Here is a 20,505-nt window from a genome sequence, read left to right as displayed (position 1 = left end):
GCCATGACCCCCAACTTCTTTTCCCTGAACGTTGCTGAAATCCGGCCCGAGATCAAAGGCAAAGCCACAAGCGTGATCTTTGATCTGCCCGTTGATCTGGCCGAGACATTTTGCTGGCAGGCAGGGCAGCATGTCACTCTGCGCTTTCACCTCAACAACACAGAGCAACGCCGCAGCTACACCATTTCCAACTCGCCGGGTGCACCTTTGCGCATCACCGTAAAACGGGTGGCCGGTGGGCTGGTGTCCAATCATATCGGAGACCACCTAAAGTCCGGCGATACGGTTGATGTCATGCCGCCATTCGGTCAATTTTCCCTGACGCCAGATCCGCTGAAACGCCGCACCCACTATTTCTTTGGCGCAGGCAGTGGCATCACGCCGCTTTTCGCAATGATCAACGCTGTCCTCAAAGAAGAACCTCATTCAGTGGCGCATCTGATCTATGGAAACGCTGATGGCGAAAGCATCATCTTTGCCGAAGAACTGCACAAACTGGCAAGTGATCACGCCACCCGGTTCACATTGCGCCATGTCCTGTCGGCACCCTCGCTGTGGAGTTGGACCAGCTCCTGGCGAAAAGGGCGCGTGGATGCCGGAGCCACAAAGGTCGTCGTGACGGAAACCCCACCTTTGGCGCAAGATGTCCAATACTGGATTTGCGGACCCGGAGCTATGAATACGGACGTGAGCAACGCGTTGATGGCACTGGATGTACCTGCAAACAGAATTCATATGGAAAGCTTCGGCGGGGCAACAGTCACTGCTTCCACTGTGACGGGGATCGCCGCCAATGCACAAGTTGAACTGGGCGGGGCGACATACGAGGTTCCCGTTGCTGCCGATCAAACCCTCCTGAACGCGATATTGTCGGCTGGCTTGAGACCACCCTTCAGTTGCCAATCCGGTGTGTGCGGCGCCTGCAAAGCGCGTCTAACAAAGGGTCAGGTCTACATGCATGCTCGAATGGCTCTAGAAGACAGCGATGTCACCCGAGGAGATATACTATCCTGCCAGAGTGTCGCTACCTCAGATGAACTTAGCATTAGCTTTGACAATTAGAGACGCGGCAATGGTGTTAAGCTGGCTACCAATCTCGACAGACACTTAGCTTGAAAGCAATAAGTCTAAATGGCTACTTCGTCTGCATTGCGGCGATAGGTTCAATCCGAAGCAGGTGACCGCTTCCGTTCCCTACGGCTGAGCAACATATTGCATCGCAAGGCTCTCGAAAGAACTTAAACTGCTTCCGTCAGATTCCAACTCTGTGGTTTACTGCACGCGCGCGCATGAGTTGCTTCCTTCAGATAAGGGTTGAATTTTGCCAACCGGAATGCACTTTTGATTGAGCAACAGTGCTTCAAAGTTGACGGAAACGCACGACAACTACCATCAATTGAGTAAGTTTCTTAAATCGCGCAGAGTTATGTGCAAATATTGCGCAAGATTATGGGCGAAGACAATCGCATTTTCTGAATAAAATCAATGATAGGAATGCAGCATTATAAGCACACCTACAGCTTGTTGTAGGCGCGCTACGGTATCGAAGGCAAGGGACAGATCAGAGCATCCGGTGAGGAAGCCTGGCACTCCGTTGCGCCATTCACCCTCTAAGTACTGGATCAACATGACCGGCACGTGGCGCAAGCCACAGACGCCGATCTGCGGTTTGTTTGACTCTCCACTCCACCGCTCAACGGGCGTGAAACGCACAGCGACGACGGAAGATATGCCCTGCCATTCGCAATAGGTTGCCCGAATGTCCAGAATGAGCATGGCTTTCATTTTCCGTTGATTTCAATGCGATATTTTTCGCAATGATCAATGCTGGATGCTATTGAGAGGCTCAATGCCGGGGCAAGGGCTGCTCACTTCGCTCTAGCCATTCGACCATGCCCCAAGGTTTTGCCGAACAAATTCCGTGAGGGAAGTCGGAGCCCGTCCAGTCAAGTGAAGTACATGATCTGTGACCCGATCTTCGGAACCGCCTGCAATCGCACTGTCCATAGCGGCCAGTGTCTTTGCATATTCTTGCGGCAGCCCGAGTTTTTGATGACGCTCTGCCAGTTCATCCACGGTCATGCGATGGTGAATAACCTGCCGTCCCAATTGATTACTCAGCGTCTCGGCAACCACATCATAGGAAGCCGCCTCGGGACCTGTGAGGATATAGTCCGTATTGTCGACCGATGGCGCAGTCAGTATCGCTGTTGCGCTGGCGGCGATGTCATTTGCATCGATAAAGCCGATACGACCGTCATCTGTCGCTGTGTAGATCGCAGATTCATCACGGATAGGATCACGATGCTGTTGCTCCGAAAAGTTCTGCATGAACCAGGTTGGCCGCAGCACGACCCATTCTGGTGCGTTGGCGCGAAGCCATGCGTGCACTGCGCCCATCATGGGGCCTCCCTCTTCGAGAGACGAAGCACTCAGTAACACAAAGCGCGTGACGCCCGAAGCAAGTGCTGCCTCAAGGCCGGGCTGCATTGCTCCCAGTGAATCCACGGTGTCTGTGGGTGCTACGAGATAAACAGCCGCGACGCCCTCGAAGGAACCCGCGAATGTCGATGGGTCTTTCCAGTCGAAGCGTGCTTCGTTCTCCCCCTTTGGGTTACGTGTGCCGACGCGCGGAGAGACCCCCTTTCGTTTCAGCTGTTCGACGACGCGGCTGCCGGTTTTCCCGGTGCCGCCAGTGACAAGAATGGTATTAGTCATCGATAAAGTCTCCCAGCTTCGATGTCAGAACCTCAATCCCGCCGACGGCATTCAGCAGAATCAGGGGGTTCCAGTAGTCGCGGTATCGTATGATGCGTCCGTTCCTAACTTGAATGACTGAGATGTAGTTTTGGTCATAGCGCCCGGCTTCGCCTTTTCCTTTGCAGGAGAATTCTAAAACAAAGGTCTCGCCGTCCTTGGCCATGTGGGTGATCGCGGGGCTCATGGCTTCGAATCTGATTAGCGCCCCAACTTTCGGCAGATACGCTTCCATCGCGGTGCGACCGCGTAATTCTCTTACGGAACCTTCCGGTGTAAATGGAAACTCGAACACAATGTCCTCGTCACACATATCCAGGAAGTTTTTGCCTGCATCTGCGATGATCGCATCGCCGAGGGCACCGCGCAGCATCGCGCCAAAGCTTGGTATCGTGTTTGTGTCAGACATGATCTCTCCTAACCTCTTGTTGATCCCTTATTGGGAGGGTTTCGATATAAGTGGTGCCTTCGGTCATGATGCTTTCCCAAATTGCATGATGAGAACGCCTGCAATCGACAGCATGGCGCCAGTGATGCGGAAGATGTCTGCTGGTCGAGGGACGTTCCCCAGAAGGCCATTTTGGTCCAGGATAAGCGCCATCGTCATTTGCCCGGCAACAACAGCGGCAATAAAGGCGGCAGCCCCAAAGCGTGGGATCAGAACCATGGTCGCCATCACGTAAATGACGCCGACCACACCTCCTACCCACGCCCAGGGAGGCGCCGCATGTAAAGACGATAGATTCGGTAGTGTCGGGCGAAGCCATGCAATCCCGACAACCAGGCAAACGAAGGATATTCCAAACGACAACAGGGTTGCCCAAAGGGGGTGGCCGGCCGCACGGCTGAGCTCTGCGTTCATTCCGGCATGGATGGGTATCAAGGCGCCGCAAAGAAGAGGAGCAAACCACAGAAGAGCGATTTTTGAGTCCATCTTTACATCCTCTCAACAAATGCAGCAAACGGGTTGCAGTATCGACCTGTTTGCTTCAAATTACAGCGGAACGATACCGTCTCGTCCTACATAAGGGAGAATCACGATGGAACGCAATAGTTCCGACGAAAAAAATATAGTTCGACGACGTCGGAAGCCTGCTGGAGCAGCCGTTTTGCAAGACACGGTGACGGATGCAATCCAACGTGCCTTGTTCGAAGAATGGGCGGAAACAGGGTATTCTGCACTGCGCATGGAGCGCATTGCGGCGCGGGCTGGTGTCGGGAAGGCGGCGCTCTATCGACGGAGTAAATCCAAATTCGAACTTGTGACCGAAGCGGTGAAATCAACGGCCACAAATATCACCCCTATTCCGGACACAGGATCGTTTGAGAAGGACGTTGCCAGGCTTATGTGGAGAATGGCTGCAACTCTGCGTCATCCGCTTGTGCGACGTATCTTGCCTGATCTGCATGCCGAGCACGCCCGTTCAAATGAGCTGGCGGAATTGCTGGAGAGTGTGACAAAGGATCGCCGGTCCCAGGCAATGGTCATGTTGGACAGAGCTATTGAGCGTGGTGAGCTGTCAGAAGATACTGATCGAAGCATGGTGCTGGATATGTTTATCGCACCGCTCTACTGGCATGTCGTCGTTCAACACAGGACAGTCCGGTCAGCCGACATCAGAAGATTTACGAAGCTGGTGCTAAGCGTATCGAATTGACAGCGGCAGCATATCGCTACCTGTCATCGAGCAAGTCGGTGCCATAGGAATTGTCGACTGTGCAAAGCCATCCGTAAATCGGATCTCTTCTGAAAACATAGGTTGCACGACGAGTGACTGGCTTGATCTCGTCACCAATGTGAAGGTGCGTTTCCATGATAACCAGTGTCGTGTCAGCGCTCTCAATCACCTGGGCTTCCCCTTGCGAGACAGTCAGCGCGTTCTTGAAGTGTTTCGCGATTGCTTCAAAGGCTTTCCTGATCTGAGGCTTCCCTTTTGCGATTTGGCCAGGCTTGACGACGAGGACGGCATCATCAGCGTAAAACTCCATCAGAGCTTCAAAGTCTTCAGCACTTATGGCCTTATCAGCTTGCTTGATCAGATTAAGGACGTCTTGATCGCTCATGACTGCATGCTAACACATCTACTCGATGACTCTCGCGGCTGCGCTCTCGTCCCCGCGCAGAGTTAGCACTTCGACACCCGACTTCGTCACGGCGACTGTATGCTCGAACTGGGCGGATAGCTTTCTGTCCTTTGTGACAACCGTCCAGCCATCATCTTTGGTCACCGTCTTGCCAGTGCCCCTATTGATCATGGGCTCAATCGTGAAGACCATTCCTTCTCGTAGCCTCATGCCGGTTCCTGGCTTTCCGTAGTTCGTGACCTGGGGCTCCTCGTGCATCTTTCGCCCAATGCCATGCCCGCAGTATTCACGCACAACTGAGCACCGGTTCTTTTTCGCGTATTTTTCGATGGCGAACCCAATGTCGCCGATATAGGCCCCAGATTTTACTTCCTTGATACCCTGCCACATGGCCTGTTGGGCAATCTGCACAAGCCGCTTGGTTGCGCGGGCAGCATTTCCAACCAGATATGTCTTGCTTGAATCGGCAATGAACCCGTTCTTTTCCAGCGTAATGTCAAAGTTCACGATATCACCATCTCGAATAACATCGTCAGCTGAAGGCACCCCGTGACATACGACTTCATTGATTGAGGAATTCAAGACATATTCAAACCCGTATTGACCCTTGCTCGCTGGCCTAGACTCGAGATCGGTCGTGATGAACCTCTCGACCAGATCATTCACCTGCAAGGTTGACATACCAAGAAAGTCTTGCTCATCCAGCATCTCAAAAACGGACGCTAGCAATCTGCCAGATATCCGCATCAGCTTTAGCTCGTCAGGAGTTTTTACCATGTCAGGCGGCCGTCGAGGTCGGGATGTTCACATCAGCGGCCTCAAGTTCCATCTTGATGATCTCGTTGAATGACAAGGTGGGATTGGCTTCGGCTAGCATTCCGACTTTCATCCAAAACTCCGCCTGCGCATTTATAGATCTGCACATCACGCTGCTTGCCTTGCGAATGTCTTCGTGCAGTTCTTCGCCGATCTTTACGATACCCATAGTCGCCCTTTGGTTGATCCTTATATGAACCATAAACGATTCGCATATAGGTTCAATATTGGAAAGCCAGAGGCGTTGCTGTCTCAGGAAACCCAATCCTGTTGGGTAATTGCGTAATTGAGCGCTTCGAGATCTTCGCCCAATTGGCTGAAGGAAATAGGCCCGCCAAGGCAGACCCTTACCGTTTCGGACGGCGGGCCATTCACGGTAAAGGCATTGCTCGGCATGATCCCAATTTGGCGGTTGGCCATTTGCCCCATTACGTCTGCTTGACTGCTTCCTTCAGGCAAAGTTAACCATATGTTGAAGGCTTCAGCGCTGGCCCGGAAATCCTGATCTCGCAGTGTTTCTACTGCCAAAGCCTGCCGACGTGCCGCTTCCTTGCGGACGAAAGACTGGATCACTGTGGCTGTTCCATCCTCGATCCAGCAGCTCATCAATGCTGTCGTAACAGGCGATGCCATGACATTTGACGCGTGCAGCACCCGTGTGAAGTGGTTTTTGGCCAATCCTGCCGGAACCACTGTCAGCGCTAGCCTCAAACCGGCACCCAGACATTTCGAAAGACCGGCGATGTACCATCCCAAATCCGGTATGAGATGCGAAATCGGCTGCGGCGCGTCCGACGAGACAAAGCGACACGCATCGTCCTCGACCAAAGGTGTCGCATGCTTCGACAGGACCGCGGCAATCTCCTCCCTCCGGCTCTTGGGAAGTGTCAGTGTCGTGGGGTTTTGCAGCGTTGGATTTAGATAAACGGCAGAAGGCTCATGCTGCCGGATCGCTGCCTCCAACGCATCAGGCAGAATTCCACTGTCGTCAGAGATCACTCCGATTAGCTCTAACCCAAGCTGCGAGGCGATTGCGCGAACCCCGGGATAAGTCACACTTTCGCAAAGCAGGGTCGCGCCGGGCTTGCAAAGCAAAGTCAGGATAGACAGCAGGCTGGCATGTGCGCCGGGTGTGATAGCAAGTCGACCAGCGGATACGTTGATGCCATTGGCACGCATCCAACCCGCAGCGACTTCGCGGTCTTGCGCGCTGCCAATGACGGATTGATAGCGCAGCAACGGCACCAGGTTTGCTGCGACATGCTTAAGGCCTTCTTCCATGCGCGCAACAAGATCCGGGTCGTCCGGCTCTGGCGGCATGTTCATTTTTGGATCTTCTTCAAGCGCACGCCGAGGATCGGCTTTTTCTGCAGCCTTTTCCCGCAACCGAACAAAGGAACCCCGTCCAACGAAGGTTTCAATATACCCTTGCTTGACGGCTTCGGAATAGCCCCGCGATATGGTGGTGAAGTCCAGACCGATATCCTTGGCAACGCTGCGTTGAGGCGGAAGGCGGTCTCCTGCGGAAAGAACCCCGGACTCGATATCGCGTTTGATCGCCTCCGCGATTTCGACATAGAGCGGCTTCCCGCTGTCACTCAGGGTTGGCTTCCAGGGCTTCACAATTTGACCCAATCATTGATGTGAGATTGTCGCAGGCATCTATCCAACAAAAAGGGAACTTTTCAAGGTGGCTACAGGGTGATTCATAAATTGATTGTAGATTGATTGCATTTAGATTGCAATTTGACTGCAATTGAGCTATCTGCGACTCAACAGAAGGAGCTCACAGATGTCAGATGCAAGTTTCTTTACCTCCGAAGATGCCGCGCCGCGCGCCATCAAGCCTGCGATCCTGAATGGATTGCGTTTGAAATGTCCCAAATGCGGCAAAGGTAAGCTTTTGCACAGCTTCCTGAAGGTAAACGATGAATGTGCGAGTTGTGGCTTGGATCTGAGCCACCAGCGCGCAGATGATGGACCCGCATATCTGACCATCCTGATCGTCGGGCACATCATGGGATTTGCCCTGCATATCGCTTGGGTCACGTGGCGGCCTGAACCATGGGTGCTTGCTACAAGCATGTCCCTGATCGCTGCTGTAAGTGCTTTGCTCCTTCTTCCTCGCATGAAAGGCCTGATTGTCGCTTATCAATGGGCGAAACGCATGCATGGTTTCTAGAGGTCTGTTTGCTCCGACCGATGGGTTTGTTTGGCCGACCATGAATGGTCGGCCATTCTGTTTCAGGCAGCCAGCGCAACTGAGTCATTGCCTGCCGGAAGGTGTAGTGGGCAGCTGGTGTCCGTTACAGCCCTCCAGATCGCTTCAACGACATCTTGGGTTTCAGTGAATTCTCGGCCTGCTGGGTCTCGGAATGCACTCATGACCTCGTCGACGAAGGCATGATAATCCTCGGGCGTGTCGTTCGCCTTCGACATCAGCGCCATTGCGTTCTTGCCGAAACTCGTCGTCGGCGCCTGACCCGGCAAGACAATGTGAGTGCGGATTCCCAAGGGCGCCAACTCAAGGGCAAGGCATTCGGTAAACGCATTCACGGCGGCTTTGCTGGCGGTGTAAACAGATGCTAGTGGTAGCGGCTTGAGCGTGACGCTGGAAGACACGTTCACGATCACGCCTTCACCCTCAGAGCGCATTTGCGGCAACACGGCACGAGTCATCTCGAATGTGCCGAACGTATTGGTCTCGAAAATCCTGCGCAAATTCTCTGTGGTCGTGCCTTCGAAGGGCGAGAGCCAGCCTATACCTGCATTGTTAACCAGAGCATCGATTGGGCCAGCTGCTTCAACCGCAGTGACGATACTGTTGCGGTCAGAGATATCCAGCGGCAAGACGCGCAGGTGCTCCGATGCATGGAGCAAGGTTTCGTCCGGATTGCGCATTGTCGCAATGACAGACCATCCCTTGTCCAGGAAGTGTCGCGCTGTCTCCAGCCCAAAGCCAGAGGAACATCCAGTGATCATAGCGGTTTTCATATTAAGTTCTCCTTATTGTCATGTTCCAAAGATAGACAGGAGAGAAGGGACTATATATAATTCGAAGTCTATATTGTTTTATCAGAAGTCCTGAAATGAGCGACCCTTACTCAGAAATCATCTCTCTGCTGAAGCCTTGTGCGTCCTATTCAAAGCTCGTGCACGCCTTCGGGCCGTTTCGCGTGCGCCGGGAAGGTCTGAACGAGGCATTCTATTGCTCACTCCTTAAGGGGCGCGCCTGCCTCGAGGTTGAGGGGAAGGAGATGCTGGAGCTGGAAGCCGGGGATTTCGTCCTAATTCCGGTGGTCAACTCATTCACGTTTTCCAGTTTAAATCCTGACCCACCAAAGGGGATGTTAAGTCAACCGGTTGAGGGAGAAGACGGCGTCTTCAGGTTGGGGTCTCCAGAGTGGGAAGCAGAGGTCCAGCAACTAGTCGGTCATTGCACATTTGAGAGCCCGGACACGGAGCTTTTGGTTTCGCTCTTGCCGGACCTCGTTGTGGTTCGCGGCGAAGGAAGGTTGGCTGCCCTGAGCGGTCTTTTGCGGGATGAGACGCGTTCGGATCGTCCGGCACGGGACGTAGTGGTGGAGCACTTGTTGCAGGTTCTTCTTATTGAAGCGTTTCGGTCTGCTGCGGCTCCAGGCGCCTCAGCCGGGCTTTTGCGCGGATTGGCAGATCCACGTATTGCTCCAACATTGCGGGCAATGCACGCGGCGCCCGATCATTCATGGACAGTTGTGCGCCTGGCTAGCGAGGCCGGGCTATCGCGATCTGCATTCTTTTCCCGGTTCAACCGGATCGTAGGAATAGCCCCAATGGCGTATTTGATGAACTGGCGCATGACGCTTGCAAAACACATGCTCCGCTCTGGCCAACACAGCATCACAGAAATCTCTGACAAGATCGGCTATGGGTCCTCCAGCGCATTCAGCACCGCATTTGCCCGCTTTGTTGGGACGCCGCCGGCGCGTTACACGCAAACACTGGCGGCAGAATGACACTCGCCTATATCGGCAACGTGAATGGGCGGTGGTATATGCCACCGCCCACGATCCAAAATAGCCTATTCCTTGGCGCGATACTCTTCTGATATCACAAACACCTCGTCTGCGCGTCCGTATCCACCATCCTTGACCTCATCGATAAGAACCATTGTCGTCGGGCGGACGACTTCTCCAAAGAAGCCAACCATCAGGTCGGTCGTTTTATGAACCAGATCCTCCTTCTGTGCCGTAGTCAGTGAGCCCTGCGGAAGTTTGTAGTTTGCGAATGGCATTGTTGTTTTCCTTTCAATGGGGGGTCAGATCACACCGCCATTGGCGCGAAGGGTTTGGCCGCTGATCCAACGACCATCGGGTCCGGCCAGGAAGGATACAGCGGCGGCAATGTCTTCCGGTGTTCCAAGGCGCCCAAATGGGTTGGCCTTTGTGATGCTTTCGATCATCGCGTCTGGCTTGCCGACCATGAACAGGTCAGTTCCAACTGGTCCCGGTGCGACAGAATTTACGGTGATCCCTCGCGGGCCGAGCTCCTTGGCCAGAACGTGGGTCATTGCTTCCACCGCGGCTTTGGTCGCAGCGTAAATTCCGTAGGTTGGCTGATAGAGGCCGACGACGCTGGAAGACATACTGATAACTGCGCCGCCCTCGGTCAGTCGGTTTGCTGCCTCGCGCATAGCACGAAAGACACCGCCAATATTGACGGCGCATTCGGTTTCGAAGTCTTCATCGGTCGCCTCGCTGACGGATGTGCAATGCATGACACCAGCATTGTTCACGAGAGTATCGATCCGGCCGAATTCTTCCTCTGCGACGTCGAACAGTCGTGCCATAGAGGACGGTTCTGCAATGTCGCCCTTGACTGCGATGGCGTGACCGCCGGTACTTCTGATCGTGTTGATGACCTGATTTGCGCCAGCTTCATCGCTCGCGTAGTTGGCAAGGACTGCATGCCCGTCGTGAGCGAGGCGAAGAGCGATAGCAGCGCCAATTCCTTTGCTGGCGCCTGTAACAATTGCGGCTTTCTGAGGTTCAGTCATGTTGATCTCCTTTGTGTTGCCACAAAAGATAGACGGGAGTTTTCGCCAGATAATGCTGTAGAAGTTGGAGTATTAATTCGATAAATACGAACAATGATTGACCGACTTGAAACGATGCGCTTGTTTGTTCGTGTTTTCGAACGCGGCAGCTTTACAAAGGCCGCGGCCGATCTGAGCATTCCCCGATCAACCGCGAGCGAAGCCATTCAAAGGCTGGAGCGCGATTTGGGCAGCCGGTTGCTGGAACGCACAACGCGCCATATTGCGCCCACACCCGATGGACAGGCCTACTATCATAGATGCGTGTCAATCCTGGCTGATCTGGAAGAAGCAGAGGGTGCTTTACGTGGGCGCGAGCCTTCGGGCCTTTTGCGTATTGATGCGCCCGGCACCTTAACGCGAACATATATACTACCGCACCTCTCTGCGTTTTTGAGCAAATACCCCAAGATCACACTGCAACTTGGACAAACAGAGCGACTGGTAGATCTCGTAAGTGAAGGTGTCGACTGCGTCGTCCGGGCCGGCGCCCCTGACGACAGCAGCATGATCACGCGGCACCTCGCCGATATCCCAGAAATCACCTGTGCCAGCCCCAGTTATCTTGCCAGTTTCGGAACTCCAAAATCCGTTCAAGATCTGCATGACCATCGGATGATAGGATTTCTGTCCTCGCGTACCGGAGCGGCGATGCCATTGGAATTTAGAGTTGGCGAAAAATTGGAAGAGGTCACATTGCCGACAATCGTGACAGCCAATGACGCCGACACTGTACACCACTTGGCCAGAGAAGGGTTTGGTATCGCCCAGGCGCCCAAGTACCGATTTCTCACAGACCTTGATGCTGGGCAACTTGTCGAAGTCTTGCCAAAGGCGCCGCCACCGCCAATTGCTCTGGCCGCATATTATCCTCAGAACAGACAGCTTTCACCTCGTGTACGAGTCTTTCTGGATTGGGTGGTCGGAATATTCGAGAAAGCGGCGCTCTGAGCGCCAGTTCTGCTAGTCGGATTGAGCTTTCTCTCGCCTCTTTTGAAAGGCAGCGATTTCCTCACGTTTTTCGTCAATCAGGTCGGAGACTTTCTGGCTGGAGAGCGATTTTAGAAAAGTCATTCGTGCCGCTTCAAGCGCGTTTTGAGTAGCGGCGTTTGCAGCTTGTTCCAGCAAGCAGGTGGGCGTGTCATCAGAGGTTCCCATTGCGAAGAGTTTAGGCTCCCCAAGAGCCGCGTAGACCTCCGTCAAAGAAACCTCTGTAAGCGGCTTTTCCAGAAGCCAGCCCCCGCGATGCCCTTTGGTCGATCCGACAATTCCCGCTTCGCGCAATCCTCCCATTGTGCGCCGAACGAGAGACGGATTGGTTCCGAGCATTTGGCCGATCATGTCAGACGTGATCGGCTCATCACTTTCTCCAAGGTGCATCAGGACGTGCAGTATCCTTGATAGCCTGTTGTCAGTCCGCATCTTGCTCTCCAACTCTATGAATTGAAACACTAAAGCAAATATTGTGACATTACAAGTAACGTGATATTGACAACGAAAGTCATGTTACTTATTAAGTACCGTTACGTTGACTCGGTACCGGATGTGGAGACTTTCATGTCAATTGCGCAGACCCAACCGTCGCAAGCTTTGCCCGGTAAGAAGCATTGGCTTGGCGCTGCATTCCTATTCACGGCCGCGTTCATCAACATGCTGGATACCACCATTGTGAACCTGGCCCTTCCGTCGATCCAGGATGATCTGTCCGCCTCACACAGTGCGTTGCAATGGGTGCTGGTGATCTATGCGCTCACATTCGCAGCGGGGCTGCTACCATTTGGCCGCTTCGGTGATGCACTTGGCAGACGGCATTTGTTTCTTGTTGGCTTGGGCGGGTTCACGCTCGCGTCGATTGCATGCGGTGTGGCGCCAACAATCGAGGCACTCGTTGTATCCAGGATGGCCCAGGGTCTGGCCGCCTCGATGATGATGCCCCAAGTCTTGGCCATTCTTCACGAAAGCTTCCCCGAAAACGAGAAGGCGAAGGCGATTGGTCTCTTCGGGATGATCACGGCGCTTGGGGCAATGGCTGGACCGCTAGTGGGAGGCTTCCTGATTTCGGCAAACCTTTTCGACCTTGCATGGCGCATGATCTTTCTGATTAACATTCCCATTGGTGTCGCTGCTCTTGCGGGGGCGGCGGCCTTCTTGCCGGGTGCTCGTGCAGCCAAAACTCAGACCGTCGATTGGTCGGGAGCGTTCCTATTTGCTGGCGCGTCAGTTGCACTTCTTTACCCGATGATTGAGGGTCATGCATTGGGATGGCCAAGCTGGCTAGCAGCGGTCTTCCTTCTTTCTTTTCTTTTGATGGCCAAGTTCTGGCATCATCAGCAACGCCTCGCCAAAAAGGGAAGGCCTCAGCTGCTGCCTCTGAGTCTGCTTGAGAATGCGCGTTTCTTGTCCCGCATTGGTTTGGTGACACTCATGTTTGCCGGGATCGCTGGCCCGATTGTTGTATTGGCCATGGTTCTGCAATCCGGGCTTGGACTGTCACCCGCACAAGCAGGGATCGCACTGGCGGCGCATCCGTTGAGCATCATGTTGGCTTCTATCCTGACCAGCCGGGTGGGGGGCAGGCACGTCGCACTGCGGGCATCGCTGGGCATGGTCTCACTGCTGATTGGAATGCTTGGTCTAAAGCTTCTCATGAATGATGACGTACCTGTTCATGTCGTATGGTTACCACTTGTATTCGTCGGCGCAGGTATGGGGTCCGCGGCCGTGGCCATGTATCAACTCGTTCTCAACGAGGTGCCAGTGACAGATGCGGGCGCGGGTTCCGGTGCGTTGCAAGCCTTCCAGCAGATCGGGATCGCGCTTGGGATTGCGCTTGTGTCTCAGGTGTTCTTCACCGTGCTTGGCGACGATCCCACTCCCGCAGAATTCATCGAAGCACTGAGGGCGGCACTCTGGCTTCCAGTCGCAATCTACGCCGCCTTGAGCGTTGTCATCGGCGCACTTCACCACAAGGAGAAATCGTATGCGAGACCTTGATCCAGGCTCACAAACCGCAACTGAATTCTGGGAAGGCATCTACCACAACGCGAGCTCAAAGACGTCCGGCATTCCATCGGTCATTCTAGAGAAGTTCGCCGCAGAAAGGGAGCCAGGAAACGCGCTTGATCTTGGATGCGCCAAGGGTGACGACGCTGTCTGGCTTGCGAAAAACGGATGGACTGTCGTTGGCGTTGATGTGCCGCCTTCGGTCTTGCGTATCGCGGCTGAAAACGCTGAGAGACACGGTGTTTCCAATCAAGTTCGTTTTGAGCAACACGACCTAGCCGAGACGTTCCCGGATGGGCAGTTCGATCTGATCTCAGCGATGTTCCTGGAAACGCCCTTGCAGCTCCCAAGAGCGGAGCTTTTCCATCGCGCCGCAAAAGCTGTGCGCCTATCCGGGCTCCTGCTGATCGCAACCCATCAGATCCTCGCACCTTGGGCATGGGGCGATCCCAGCGTTGAGCGGCCGGATGGCCCCGCAAGACTTACTGAACTAGACCTTGATGATAAAAACTGGCGCGAAGTCTTTGTGGGATCCGTTGAGCGGGAAGCGCGAGGGCCAGAGGGTCAAACCGCCCAGGTCAAAGATGCCGTTATCGCTCTTAAGAAACTGGCGTAGCGAGAATAGTTCGAGATAAGTTTCGCGTATATGAACACACCGACACGCGTGTTGGTTTTCGGAGTTGAGCGCATGGATGTAGTTCGGTTTTCCGAGCGTTTCATGGGGATGAAAGATGAGGTCTGGCTTCGACATGCCAATCCATGGTCAGTCTGGACCCGTGTGTTGACGCCACTTCCGCTTTTGGCTGTGGCAATCTGGAGCCGCGCTTGGGTAGGCGGCTGGGCGTGGGTGGCCATAGCTATCGTTATTGTTTGGATCTGGTTGAATCCACGCGTGTTTCCGCAACCCAAAAGCTTCGAAAGCTGGTCAGCGCAAGGCGTGTTGGGTGAGCGCGTGTGTCTGCGGCACCTCAACAAGGTCGCAGCGCATCACAGGAGAGTCGCCAAGGCACTGGCAGTAGGAAGCGGTTTGGGTCTCGTACCCTTCGCATATGGGCTGTGGAAATTCGACATCGGGTTCACATGCCTTGGCATCGTTATGATCTCAGGCGGCAAAATGTGGTTTGTGGATCGAATGGTATGGGTCTGGCGCGACTTCCAACGGGGCGGCGGGTCGTTGAGTGATCTTGAAACTGAGAACTGAAGAATTGCCCCCTTGGAACAAGTCACAGCTACCTGTTCCCGATTGGATCAGCCCGCACCCATTTTCCGGTGGAGATATTGTGCGAGCGCTGCCACTCGGCGAGGTTGGGCTCGACTGGGCGGAAACATCATTTGTAGCGGCTTGGGTGGCGGGAGGAAGTCGCCTAAAGGTGCCTTGCTCAGGGTGGGCTCACTGAGGTTGCATTAAAAGTGCGGCCAGCTGAGACCGGCCTATAACGGACGTCTGATACCTATCCTTAGTGCTGCGGCGCGGCTCATCGAACCAGGGATTCGCTGGGCTATTGACCGGTGTTTGTGGACTAGGGCTGACTCAGTTTTTCTACGGCGCGCACTTCCTCTGTTGTGAGGGCACCAGGCTTTAATCCCCGCGTAAGCAGAGTTAGTTTTGCCGTTTCCTCTAGTTCTTCCATTGCGAACGCCGCGGCCCAGATATCTTTTCCAGCAACAACCGGTCCGTGGTTGGCCAACAACACTGCCGTGCGTTGACCTGCTAGGCTTCTTACCGCGTCACCCATCGCAGCATCTCCGGGCAAAAAGAATGGCAGTAACTTAACCTTGCCTAATCTCATGACTGAATACGGCGTGAGTGGTGGCAGCACGTTGTCTGGATCGGTTTCAGGCAGCATCGACAGCGCGACCGAATGGGTTGAGTGTAGGTGTACAACCGCGCCGGTCCCGTTGCGGGTGTCATAAAATGCTGTGTGTAAGGGGATTTCTTTGGTCGGTCGATCACCGCCCAACAATTGAAGGTTTGCATCCAGATGGCTGATGCGAGCAGGGTCCAGAAACCCTATTGAACTGCCTGTTGGTGTTATCAGCAATGTGCCATCGGACAGCCTGGCTGAGATATTGCCGGAGGTGCCGCAGGTAAGCCCTCGGTCAAACATGGATTTCGCCAGAATACAAATCTCTTCGCGCAGTTTGGCTTCTTCGCTCATGTGGGTTGTTCCATTTTGTCCAACGCGTCAGCAAAGAAGTTCTGATGGCCAAAGTTGCCGGACTTCAACGCGAGCGCAATCGGTCGGGCCTGTATCAGGCGCAGCACAGGCACCCCGGCGGTAAGGCGCGGTCCAACCTCCAGTGTCTGTGCCGCGAGCCCTTTGACCACAGTGCCCGATGTTTCCCCTCCTGCCACAACAATTCTGCGCGCGCCCATCGCGACCAGTTCGGAAGAAAGATCTGCAAAGAGTTTTTCAATCGCCAGCGCCGTGCGATCCGCCCCGAAAGTGTCTTGGGCTGCCTTCACCACGCCCGGTTCGGCAGAAGAATAGATCAAGGGGGGAACGGGCTGCGCCATTGCCCACGCAGCAAGCTCCTGCGCGTTGATGGTGCCGTTCACGACTTCTGACGCGGTGATTTCGCGATGTGGCGCCTGTTCTTTGTAGACCTCAACCTGTTGCCGCGTGGCTTGGCTGCACGAACCGGATAGAACAACTCCCGGGCCTTTTATCGCGCTCCAGGAGGGTTTGGCCGGGGCGATATCGAAGTTTGCTGGTAATCCCAAAGCGATACCCGATCCACCACACAGCAAACGCGCGCCTTTGGCTGCCTCGCCGATCTCAAACAGATCTTCATCGCGGATCGCATCTGCGATGACGTACCCATCCGTCGGCAGAGTGGCGCGAATGGCCGAGGCACCGCGCATGACTGTCAAAGCGTCGATGTGATTGACAGTTTTGCTGGATTGTGCGGCCAGAACACGCTTCAAATCCGCGTCTCGCATCGGGGTCAACGGGTGGTTCTGCATACCACTTTCGTTCAACAGCTTGTCTTGCACGAACAAATGCCCTTGATAGACACTGCGTCCGTTTTCAGGGAAAGCCGGGCAGACAATCACGCCCTTGGCACCAAGCCGATCGGACAAGGCATCCAGTACCGGACCGATATTGCCCTTGGGTGTGCTGTCGAAGGTTGAGCAGACCTTGAACACGATCTGCTCAACCCCTTGCGCCAGTAGCCAGTCACACGCTGTAAGACTGTCGCGAATGGCCTCATCCGTCGGTGCAGTACGAGACTTCAGCGCCACGACTCCGGCGTCCAGCTCTTTGGCTGCGGCGTTTTCGGGGACGCCGATGAACTGGCACACACACATCCCGGCCTCGGCCAAGGTCAGGGCGATGTCGGAGGCCCCAGTAAAATCATCGGCAATGACACCAATTTTCATATCTCGACCTCTTTTAGCGGGCCCGGGTCCAGCCGGTGGATATGTGGGGCCGCACCAAGCGGAAACACCTCTCGTACAAGGGGGTCGTGACCGGGGATAATGAGTTTGGGATGAGATGCGAGACGCTCCAGCGTTTCGAAACCGTCCAGCATGTCCTGCATATCGACCACGATGGGAAAGGCTTTGCGCGCCATGAAGTTCTCGTAATAGTGTGAAGCATCCGAGGCCAAAACCATCCATCCAACACCGGTGCGCACCCGAACACATTGAAGCCCACGCGAGTGGCCGCCAATGCAATGCACCGTCACACCGTCGGCGATCTCTGCGTCCCCTTCGTGGAAAACCACCTTGCCAGAATAAAGCCGCTGCACGGCTTCACAGACATGATTGGCCGTAAATGGCGCGCGCAGGTGGTCGTCACACATACAGGGCCCAGTGGCAAAGGTCATCTCGGCCGCTTGCATATGCAGCGTGGCATTCGGGAACAGATGCAGCCCCCCGGCATGATCATAGTGAAGATGTGTAACGATCACCTGGCTGACCGCCTCGGGCGTGATGCCCAAGGGGCGCAGCGCTTCGCGCGGATCCAGTGCAATGGGGCGGCCGCGCGCAGTACCTTCATCCGCGTCATAGCCCGTGTCGACCAACAGCACCTGATCCCCGCGCCTCAGCACCCAGATGTAATAGTCCATCGCATGGGGGGCGTTGTGGTTGTCGTCGATGATGAAGCTGTCCGCGCGGGTTCGGGCATTGCGATCGGCGTATTTGACCGCGTGGATTTCCCAATCGTTCATCGGATGACCTCGGCGTATTGATGAACAACCTTGGCAGCGATCATCCCCGCCACGGCCGTATCGAAGGATTTGAAATGCGTACTTTCAAGGTGCGCATCGAATGCCGCGCTGTCATCATAAATCTCATACAAGAAAACCGTATCCGGGTCTTGCCCAAGGCAGACATCGAATTGATGACACCCCGGCTCGTCGTGCAGGGACAATGCCGCGTTTTCCACGATCAAGGGTAAGAAGGTGCCTCGCAAACCGGGCTTCAAAGTGAACGTGACCGTAACGGCAAACATCACGCAGACCGTCCTTTCAAACGTAGAAAAACGCGCTTGGCGGCAGGCAGCTGGCTGAGGATCAGGCCAAGGTTCAGCACCAGCAGAATGGCAGCTCCGGGGCGTGAAAAGAAGACGGACAAATCCCCGTCCGACAGGAACAGTGAGCGGCGGAAAGTTTCATCAAACAGCCCCCCCAGAATGACGCCGATCACCAGCGGCGCGATGGGGTATTTCATCAGGTTCATGAAATAGGCCACGGCCCCGACACCCAGCATCAGGTACAGGTCATTTATGCCTCCCCCGACACTAAAAGATCCAATCGTCGTCAAAACCATTACGACCGGCAGAAAGACGGTTTGCGGTATGGCCAGAATCTTGATGAAGACCCGCGCTGTGAACAGCCCCATCAGGAACATCGTTAGCGAGGCCATCACAAGGATTGCAACCACCCGCAGAATGATCTCGGGGTCAATGGTCGGGCCCGGGATAACGTTGTTGATCTTGAACGCCCCCATCAAGGCGGCGGCGGGCGGCGAGCCTGGAATGCCCAGAACCAAAAGCGGGATCAACGCGCCGCCGATACAGGCGTTGTTTGCCGTCTCGGAACATAGCAGACCTTCCAAAGATCCACGGCCGAATTTATCACCTTCGGCCGAGACGGTTTTTCCTACGCCATAGCTGACCCAGCCGGCGACATCCTCGCCCACTCCTGGAAGCGCGCCAACGCCGGTTCCGATCACACCAGATCGGCCAATCGTGGGCAGATAGCGCCGGATGGATCGAAGGTTTGGCAGGATACGCCCCTTCAGGGCCAGAATCTTTCCTGCCTCGACATGGCGCAACCCGTCGATGATCTGCGGAATCGCAAAGGCGCCCATCAACACAGGAACAACCTGAAATCCGCTCAGCAGGTAAGACCAACCAAATGTGTAGCGGGGTTCTGACAACAGCGGATCGAGCCCAACCATGGACATGGCAAGTCCAATCAACCCGGCGATCCAGCCCTTGATCACCAGATCCTCGCTCATCAGCGTGCCCGACAACAGGATACCGAACAGCGCCAACAGCGCTTTTTCCGGACTAGCGATGTTTTTTGACACCAATAGCAACGCCCAGACAAATATCAGCAGTGTCAGCGTACCGATCACTGTGCCAATAAAGCTGGCGGTTGTCGTAAGCCCCAGTGCTTCGCCGCCGCGCCCTGCCTTGGCCAATGGGTAGCCATCCATGGCGGTGGCTGCGCTGGCCGCAGTACCAGGGATGTTCAGTAGAATGGATGGGTATGACCCGCCATAGATTGCCCCAACATAAGCCCCAAGCAAGGCGATCAGCGAATAGTCCAACGGGATTTTGTTGCCGAAAAACCCAGTCAGGATCGTGACGGCCAGCGTTGCTGTCAATCCTGGCAGCGCCCCGAAAGTTATGCCTAGAAACACTGACGCAATCAGATATAGATAGGTCAGCGGGTCTGCGGTCAAACTCACAAGAGCGGACCCAAATCCAGCCAGCTGCGAAAAGATGAAATCCATTCAGTCAATCTTTCCATAACGGACGAAGTGTCACGTAATAGTGGTATTCGATTTGCTTGAAGATCAGACCACCCCGAGCGGGAACGTTCTGGCGAAATCCAAACGCCATAGCACACACAAGGATAAGCGGCGCCAGAATCGCGATAAACGGAACATACCGTAAAACACGTTCGGGCCCGGCCTTGCTGAGAACCAACAAAGTCAGGAAAATCCACAAAATCAAAGTGACCCAATCGTCGCCATGCGCATTCCAGTCTGCCTGAGCTGGAAAGCTGACAAATGCGAATAACCCGGCGAATGTGACCGCGAGGCAGGCGATCAAGGCACGCTGAGTGTACCCGCCATAGAATCCAAAGGTCAGCGCGGTGATCACCAGGCCCGAGCACAGGATGAAATCCACTCTGGGCACCAGCCCAACTACATAAGCCAATAGCATAAGCCCTATTGTCGAGCTGCGAAACACCTCGGCCCTGTCCCAGCCGATCCCGACTCCGCTGAGTGCATTTTGCGCACCGCCGGATCGGATCGAAATGACCAGCAGCACCAGCGACAAAACCAGCAATCCGCCAAAAATGAACAGCGGAACAATCGCGGCTGAGTTGTACCAATCCGTGCCGGTGACCCCTGCGCGGTTTCCACCCCAAAGGGGAATTTCTGAGGTTTTCCACAAAAAGAATAGCGACACCGCTATCATCACAACCGATGCCCAGAAATCGCGCGCCCGCATGACCTGTGTTTCGTCGATTTTGTCCATGTCCGGCCTCCTGAAGAAAAGGGCGCGATCGCGCGCGCCCTT

The 20,505-nt window shown here is 54.8% G+C and carries 26 protein-coding genes; 8 read left to right on the top strand and 18 right to left on the bottom strand.

Features of this window, described 5'->3' with window-relative positions; all coding sequences use genetic code 11:
• Positions 1-3: 3 nt before the first annotated feature.
• Positions 4-1,062 carry a ferredoxin--NADP reductase gene (locus Q1B21_RS08095; RefSeq protein ID WP_299888103.1) on the top strand — a complete coding sequence of 353 codons (1,059 nt, stop codon included), beginning with the start codon at positions 4-6 and terminating at the stop codon, positions 1,060-1,062.
• Between the two features lie 420 nt (positions 1,063-1,482).
• Here the strand turns inward: Q1B21_RS08095 and Q1B21_RS08090 are convergent, their stop codons facing one another.
• From Q1B21_RS08090 to Q1B21_RS08075, 4 genes are all read right to left on the bottom strand, one after another.
• Complete coding sequence (locus Q1B21_RS08090; protein WP_299888100.1) at positions 1,483-1,785, bottom strand: hypothetical protein; 303 nt, start codon at positions 1,783-1,785, stop codon at positions 1,483-1,485.
• Between the two features lie 93 nt (positions 1,786-1,878).
• Entirely contained in the window at positions 1,879-2,718 is an 840-nt protein-coding gene (locus Q1B21_RS08085; protein ID WP_299888097.1) for an ergot alkaloid biosynthesis protein, read from the bottom strand.
• Entirely contained in the window at positions 2,711-3,166 is a 456-nt protein-coding gene (locus Q1B21_RS08080; RefSeq protein ID WP_299888094.1) for a nuclear transport factor 2 family protein, read from the bottom strand. The genes Q1B21_RS08085 and Q1B21_RS08080 overlap by 8 nt, the downstream gene beginning before the upstream one ends.
• A gap of 63 nt (positions 3,167-3,229) precedes the next feature.
• Complete coding sequence (locus Q1B21_RS08075; protein WP_299888091.1) at positions 3,230-3,691, bottom strand: DMT family transporter; 462 nt, start codon at positions 3,689-3,691, stop codon at positions 3,230-3,232.
• A gap of 106 nt (positions 3,692-3,797) precedes the next feature.
• Here Q1B21_RS08075 and Q1B21_RS08070 point away from each other — a divergent pair, with 106 nt between their 5' ends.
• Positions 3,798-4,415, top strand: a complete 618-nt coding sequence (locus Q1B21_RS08070; protein ID WP_299888088.1) for a TetR/AcrR family transcriptional regulator — start codon at positions 3,798-3,800, stop codon at positions 4,413-4,415.
• Between the two features lie 16 nt (positions 4,416-4,431).
• Here Q1B21_RS08070 and Q1B21_RS08065 read toward each other — a convergent pair whose 3' ends face one another.
• The 4 genes from Q1B21_RS08065 to Q1B21_RS08050 form a co-directional block, all read right to left on the bottom strand.
• Entirely contained in the window at positions 4,432-4,821 is a 390-nt protein-coding gene (locus tag Q1B21_RS08065; RefSeq protein ID WP_299888085.1) for an SgcJ/EcaC family oxidoreductase, read from the bottom strand.
• 18 nt (positions 4,822-4,839) lie between these two features.
• Positions 4,840-5,619 carry a type I methionyl aminopeptidase gene (gene map / locus Q1B21_RS08060; RefSeq protein ID WP_299888083.1) on the bottom strand — a complete coding sequence of 260 codons (780 nt, stop codon included), beginning with the start codon at positions 5,617-5,619 and terminating at the stop codon, positions 4,840-4,842.
• Between the two features lies 1 nt (position 5,620).
• Positions 5,621-5,827: a ParD-like family protein gene (locus tag Q1B21_RS08055; RefSeq protein WP_299888080.1), complete on the bottom strand. Its 207-nt coding sequence runs from the start codon at positions 5,825-5,827 to the stop codon at positions 5,621-5,623.
• An 83-nt stretch (positions 5,828-5,910) separates the two neighbouring features.
• Positions 5,911-7,281 (bottom strand): PLP-dependent aminotransferase family protein, encoded by a 1,371-nt coding sequence (locus Q1B21_RS08050; RefSeq protein ID WP_299888077.1) that lies wholly within the window; start codon positions 7,279-7,281, stop codon positions 5,911-5,913.
• 169 nt (positions 7,282-7,450) lie between these two features.
• On the opposite strand from Q1B21_RS08050, the gene Q1B21_RS08045 reads away from it, so the two are divergent.
• Positions 7,451-7,840, top strand: coding sequence for a DUF983 domain-containing protein (locus Q1B21_RS08045; RefSeq protein WP_299888073.1), 390 nt, complete (start codon positions 7,451-7,453; stop codon positions 7,838-7,840).
• Positions 7,841-7,902: 62 nt separating this feature from the next.
• Here Q1B21_RS08045 and Q1B21_RS08040 read toward each other — a convergent pair whose 3' ends face one another.
• A complete protein-coding gene (locus Q1B21_RS08040; protein ID WP_298936377.1) occupies positions 7,903-8,652 on the bottom strand; it encodes an SDR family oxidoreductase in 750 nt (249 codons plus the stop codon).
• Between the two features lie 95 nt (positions 8,653-8,747).
• Between Q1B21_RS08040 and Q1B21_RS08035 the strand changes: the two genes are divergently transcribed.
• Positions 8,748-9,653 carry an AraC family transcriptional regulator gene (locus Q1B21_RS08035; protein WP_299888069.1) on the top strand — a complete coding sequence of 302 codons (906 nt, stop codon included), beginning with the start codon at positions 8,748-8,750 and terminating at the stop codon, positions 9,651-9,653.
• 65 nt (positions 9,654-9,718) lie between these two features.
• Here the strand turns inward: Q1B21_RS08035 and Q1B21_RS08030 are convergent, their stop codons facing one another.
• Together Q1B21_RS08030 and Q1B21_RS08025 are read right to left on the bottom strand one after the other, a co-directional pair.
• Positions 9,719-9,931, bottom strand: coding sequence for a 4-oxalocrotonate tautomerase family protein (locus Q1B21_RS08030; protein ID WP_298936375.1), 213 nt, complete (start codon positions 9,929-9,931; stop codon positions 9,719-9,721).
• Between the two features lie 24 nt (positions 9,932-9,955).
• A complete protein-coding gene (locus Q1B21_RS08025) occupies positions 9,956-10,693 on the bottom strand; it encodes an SDR family oxidoreductase (protein WP_299888066.1) in 738 nt (245 codons plus the stop codon).
• Between the two features lie 93 nt (positions 10,694-10,786).
• On the opposite strand from Q1B21_RS08025, the gene Q1B21_RS08020 reads away from it, so the two are divergent.
• Entirely contained in the window at positions 10,787-11,683 is an 897-nt protein-coding gene (locus tag Q1B21_RS08020; protein WP_299888063.1) for a LysR family transcriptional regulator, read from the top strand.
• A 12-nt stretch (positions 11,684-11,695) separates the two neighbouring features.
• Here Q1B21_RS08020 and Q1B21_RS08015 read toward each other — a convergent pair whose 3' ends face one another.
• A complete protein-coding gene (locus Q1B21_RS08015; protein ID WP_299888060.1) occupies positions 11,696-12,154 on the bottom strand; it encodes an Rrf2 family transcriptional regulator in 459 nt (152 codons plus the stop codon).
• 135 nt (positions 12,155-12,289) lie between these two features.
• On the opposite strand from Q1B21_RS08015, the gene Q1B21_RS08010 reads away from it, so the two are divergent.
• From Q1B21_RS08010 to Q1B21_RS08000, 3 genes are all read left to right on the top strand, one after another.
• The gene (locus Q1B21_RS08010; protein WP_299888057.1) at positions 12,290-13,726 is read left to right on the top strand and encodes an MFS transporter; all 1,437 of its coding nucleotides are present in this window, start codon (positions 12,290-12,292) and stop codon (positions 13,724-13,726) included.
• On the top strand, positions 13,713-14,351 hold the full coding sequence (locus Q1B21_RS08005) for a bifunctional 2-polyprenyl-6-hydroxyphenol methylase/3-demethylubiquinol 3-O-methyltransferase UbiG (RefSeq protein ID WP_299888054.1): 639 nt from the start codon (positions 13,713-13,715) through the stop codon (positions 14,349-14,351). The genes Q1B21_RS08010 and Q1B21_RS08005 overlap by 14 nt, the downstream gene beginning before the upstream one ends.
• A gap of 72 nt (positions 14,352-14,423) precedes the next feature.
• Entirely contained in the window at positions 14,424-14,936 is a 513-nt protein-coding gene (locus tag Q1B21_RS08000) for a DUF6653 family protein (RefSeq protein ID WP_299888051.1), read from the top strand.
• A gap of 319 nt (positions 14,937-15,255) precedes the next feature.
• On the opposite strand, the gene otnC is transcribed toward Q1B21_RS08000, so the two are convergent.
• Genes otnC through Q1B21_RS07970 form a run of 6 tightly spaced genes read right to left on the bottom strand, consistent with a single transcriptional unit; the run spans position 15,256 to position 20,463 of the window.
• Entirely contained in the window at positions 15,256-15,894 is a 639-nt protein-coding gene (gene otnC, locus Q1B21_RS07995) for a 3-oxo-tetronate 4-phosphate decarboxylase (protein WP_299888048.1), read from the bottom strand.
• On the bottom strand, positions 15,891-17,120 hold the full coding sequence (gene otnK / locus Q1B21_RS07990; RefSeq protein ID WP_299888045.1) for a 3-oxo-tetronate kinase: 1,230 nt from the start codon (positions 17,118-17,120) through the stop codon (positions 15,891-15,893). Before otnK ends, otnC begins: the two co-directional genes overlap by 4 nt.
• Positions 17,117-17,914 (bottom strand): N-acyl homoserine lactonase family protein, encoded by a 798-nt coding sequence (locus tag Q1B21_RS07985; RefSeq protein ID WP_299888042.1) that lies wholly within the window; start codon positions 17,912-17,914, stop codon positions 17,117-17,119. Before Q1B21_RS07985 ends, otnK begins: the two co-directional genes overlap by 4 nt.
• Complete coding sequence (locus tag Q1B21_RS07980) at positions 17,911-18,198, bottom strand: putative quinol monooxygenase (RefSeq protein ID WP_299888039.1); 288 nt, start codon at positions 18,196-18,198, stop codon at positions 17,911-17,913. The genes Q1B21_RS07985 and Q1B21_RS07980 overlap by 4 nt, the downstream gene beginning before the upstream one ends.
• Positions 18,198-19,709, bottom strand: coding sequence for a tripartite tricarboxylate transporter permease (locus Q1B21_RS07975; protein WP_299888034.1), 1,512 nt, complete (start codon positions 19,707-19,709; stop codon positions 18,198-18,200). Before Q1B21_RS07975 ends, Q1B21_RS07980 begins: the two co-directional genes overlap by 1 nt.
• Before the next feature lie 4 nt (positions 19,710-19,713).
• The gene (locus tag Q1B21_RS07970) at positions 19,714-20,463 is read right to left on the bottom strand and encodes a hypothetical protein (protein ID WP_299888031.1); all 750 of its coding nucleotides are present in this window, start codon (positions 20,461-20,463) and stop codon (positions 19,714-19,716) included.
• Positions 20,464-20,505 lie beyond the last annotated feature (42 nt).

Origin of the sequence: uncultured Ruegeria sp., assembly GCF_947504215.1 — a bacterium.
GTDB lineage: Bacteria > Pseudomonadota > Alphaproteobacteria > Rhodobacterales > Rhodobacteraceae > Ruegeria.
Note: the sequence above shows the minus strand (reverse complement) of the source record. Positions and strands in the feature narration are given on the sequence as shown.

Coding starts and splice junctions, on each gene's coding strand:
- Q1B21_RS08095 (WP_299888103.1), top strand. CDS start 4: ATGACCCCCAACTTCTTTTCCCTGAACGTTGCTGAAATCCGGCCCGAG.
- Q1B21_RS08090 (WP_299888100.1), bottom strand. CDS start 1,785: ATGAAAGCCATGCTCATTCTGGACATTCGGGCAACCTATTGCGAATGG.
- Q1B21_RS08085 (WP_299888097.1), bottom strand. CDS start 2,718: ATGACTAATACCATTCTTGTCACTGGCGGCACCGGGAAAACCGGCAGC.
- Q1B21_RS08080 (WP_299888094.1), bottom strand. CDS start 3,166: ATGTCTGACACAAACACGATACCAAGCTTTGGCGCGATGCTGCGCGGT.
- Q1B21_RS08075 (WP_299888091.1), bottom strand. CDS start 3,691: ATGGACTCAAAAATCGCTCTTCTGTGGTTTGCTCCTCTTCTTTGCGGC.
- Q1B21_RS08070 (WP_299888088.1), top strand. CDS start 3,798: ATGGAACGCAATAGTTCCGACGAAAAAAATATAGTTCGACGACGTCGG.
- Q1B21_RS08065 (WP_299888085.1), bottom strand. CDS start 4,821: ATGAGCGATCAAGACGTCCTTAATCTGATCAAGCAAGCTGATAAGGCC.
- map (WP_299888083.1), bottom strand. CDS start 5,619: ATGGTAAAAACTCCTGACGAGCTAAAGCTGATGCGGATATCTGGCAGA.
- Q1B21_RS08055 (WP_299888080.1), bottom strand. CDS start 5,827: ATGGGTATCGTAAAGATCGGCGAAGAACTGCACGAAGACATTCGCAAG.
- Q1B21_RS08045 (WP_299888073.1), top strand. CDS start 7,451: ATGTCAGATGCAAGTTTCTTTACCTCCGAAGATGCCGCGCCGCGCGCC.
- Q1B21_RS08040 (WP_298936377.1), bottom strand. CDS start 8,652: ATGAAAACCGCTATGATCACTGGATGTTCCTCTGGCTTTGGGCTGGAG.
- Q1B21_RS08035 (WP_299888069.1), top strand. CDS start 8,748: ATGAGCGACCCTTACTCAGAAATCATCTCTCTGCTGAAGCCTTGTGCG.
- Q1B21_RS08030 (WP_298936375.1), bottom strand. CDS start 9,931: ATGCCATTCGCAAACTACAAACTTCCGCAGGGCTCACTGACTACGGCA.
- Q1B21_RS08025 (WP_299888066.1), bottom strand. CDS start 10,693: ATGACTGAACCTCAGAAAGCCGCAATTGTTACAGGCGCCAGCAAAGGA.
- Q1B21_RS08020 (WP_299888063.1), top strand. CDS start 10,787: ATGATTGACCGACTTGAAACGATGCGCTTGTTTGTTCGTGTTTTCGAA.
- Q1B21_RS08015 (WP_299888060.1), bottom strand. CDS start 12,154: ATGCGGACTGACAACAGGCTATCAAGGATACTGCACGTCCTGATGCAC.
- Q1B21_RS08010 (WP_299888057.1), top strand. CDS start 12,290: ATGTCAATTGCGCAGACCCAACCGTCGCAAGCTTTGCCCGGTAAGAAG.
- Q1B21_RS08005 (WP_299888054.1), top strand. CDS start 13,713: ATGCGAGACCTTGATCCAGGCTCACAAACCGCAACTGAATTCTGGGAA.
- Q1B21_RS08000 (WP_299888051.1), top strand. CDS start 14,424: ATGGATGTAGTTCGGTTTTCCGAGCGTTTCATGGGGATGAAAGATGAG.
- otnC (WP_299888048.1), bottom strand. CDS start 15,894: ATGAGCGAAGAAGCCAAACTGCGCGAAGAGATTTGTATTCTGGCGAAA.
- otnK (WP_299888045.1), bottom strand. CDS start 17,120: ATGAAAATTGGTGTCATTGCCGATGATTTTACTGGGGCCTCCGACATC.
- Q1B21_RS07985 (WP_299888042.1), bottom strand. CDS start 17,914: ATGAACGATTGGGAAATCCACGCGGTCAAATACGCCGATCGCAATGCC.
- Q1B21_RS07980 (WP_299888039.1), bottom strand. CDS start 18,198: ATGTTTGCCGTTACGGTCACGTTCACTTTGAAGCCCGGTTTGCGAGGC.
- Q1B21_RS07975 (WP_299888034.1), bottom strand. CDS start 19,709: ATGGATTTCATCTTTTCGCAGCTGGCTGGATTTGGGTCCGCTCTTGTG.
- Q1B21_RS07970 (WP_299888031.1), bottom strand. CDS start 20,463: ATGGACAAAATCGACGAAACACAGGTCATGCGGGCGCGCGATTTCTGG.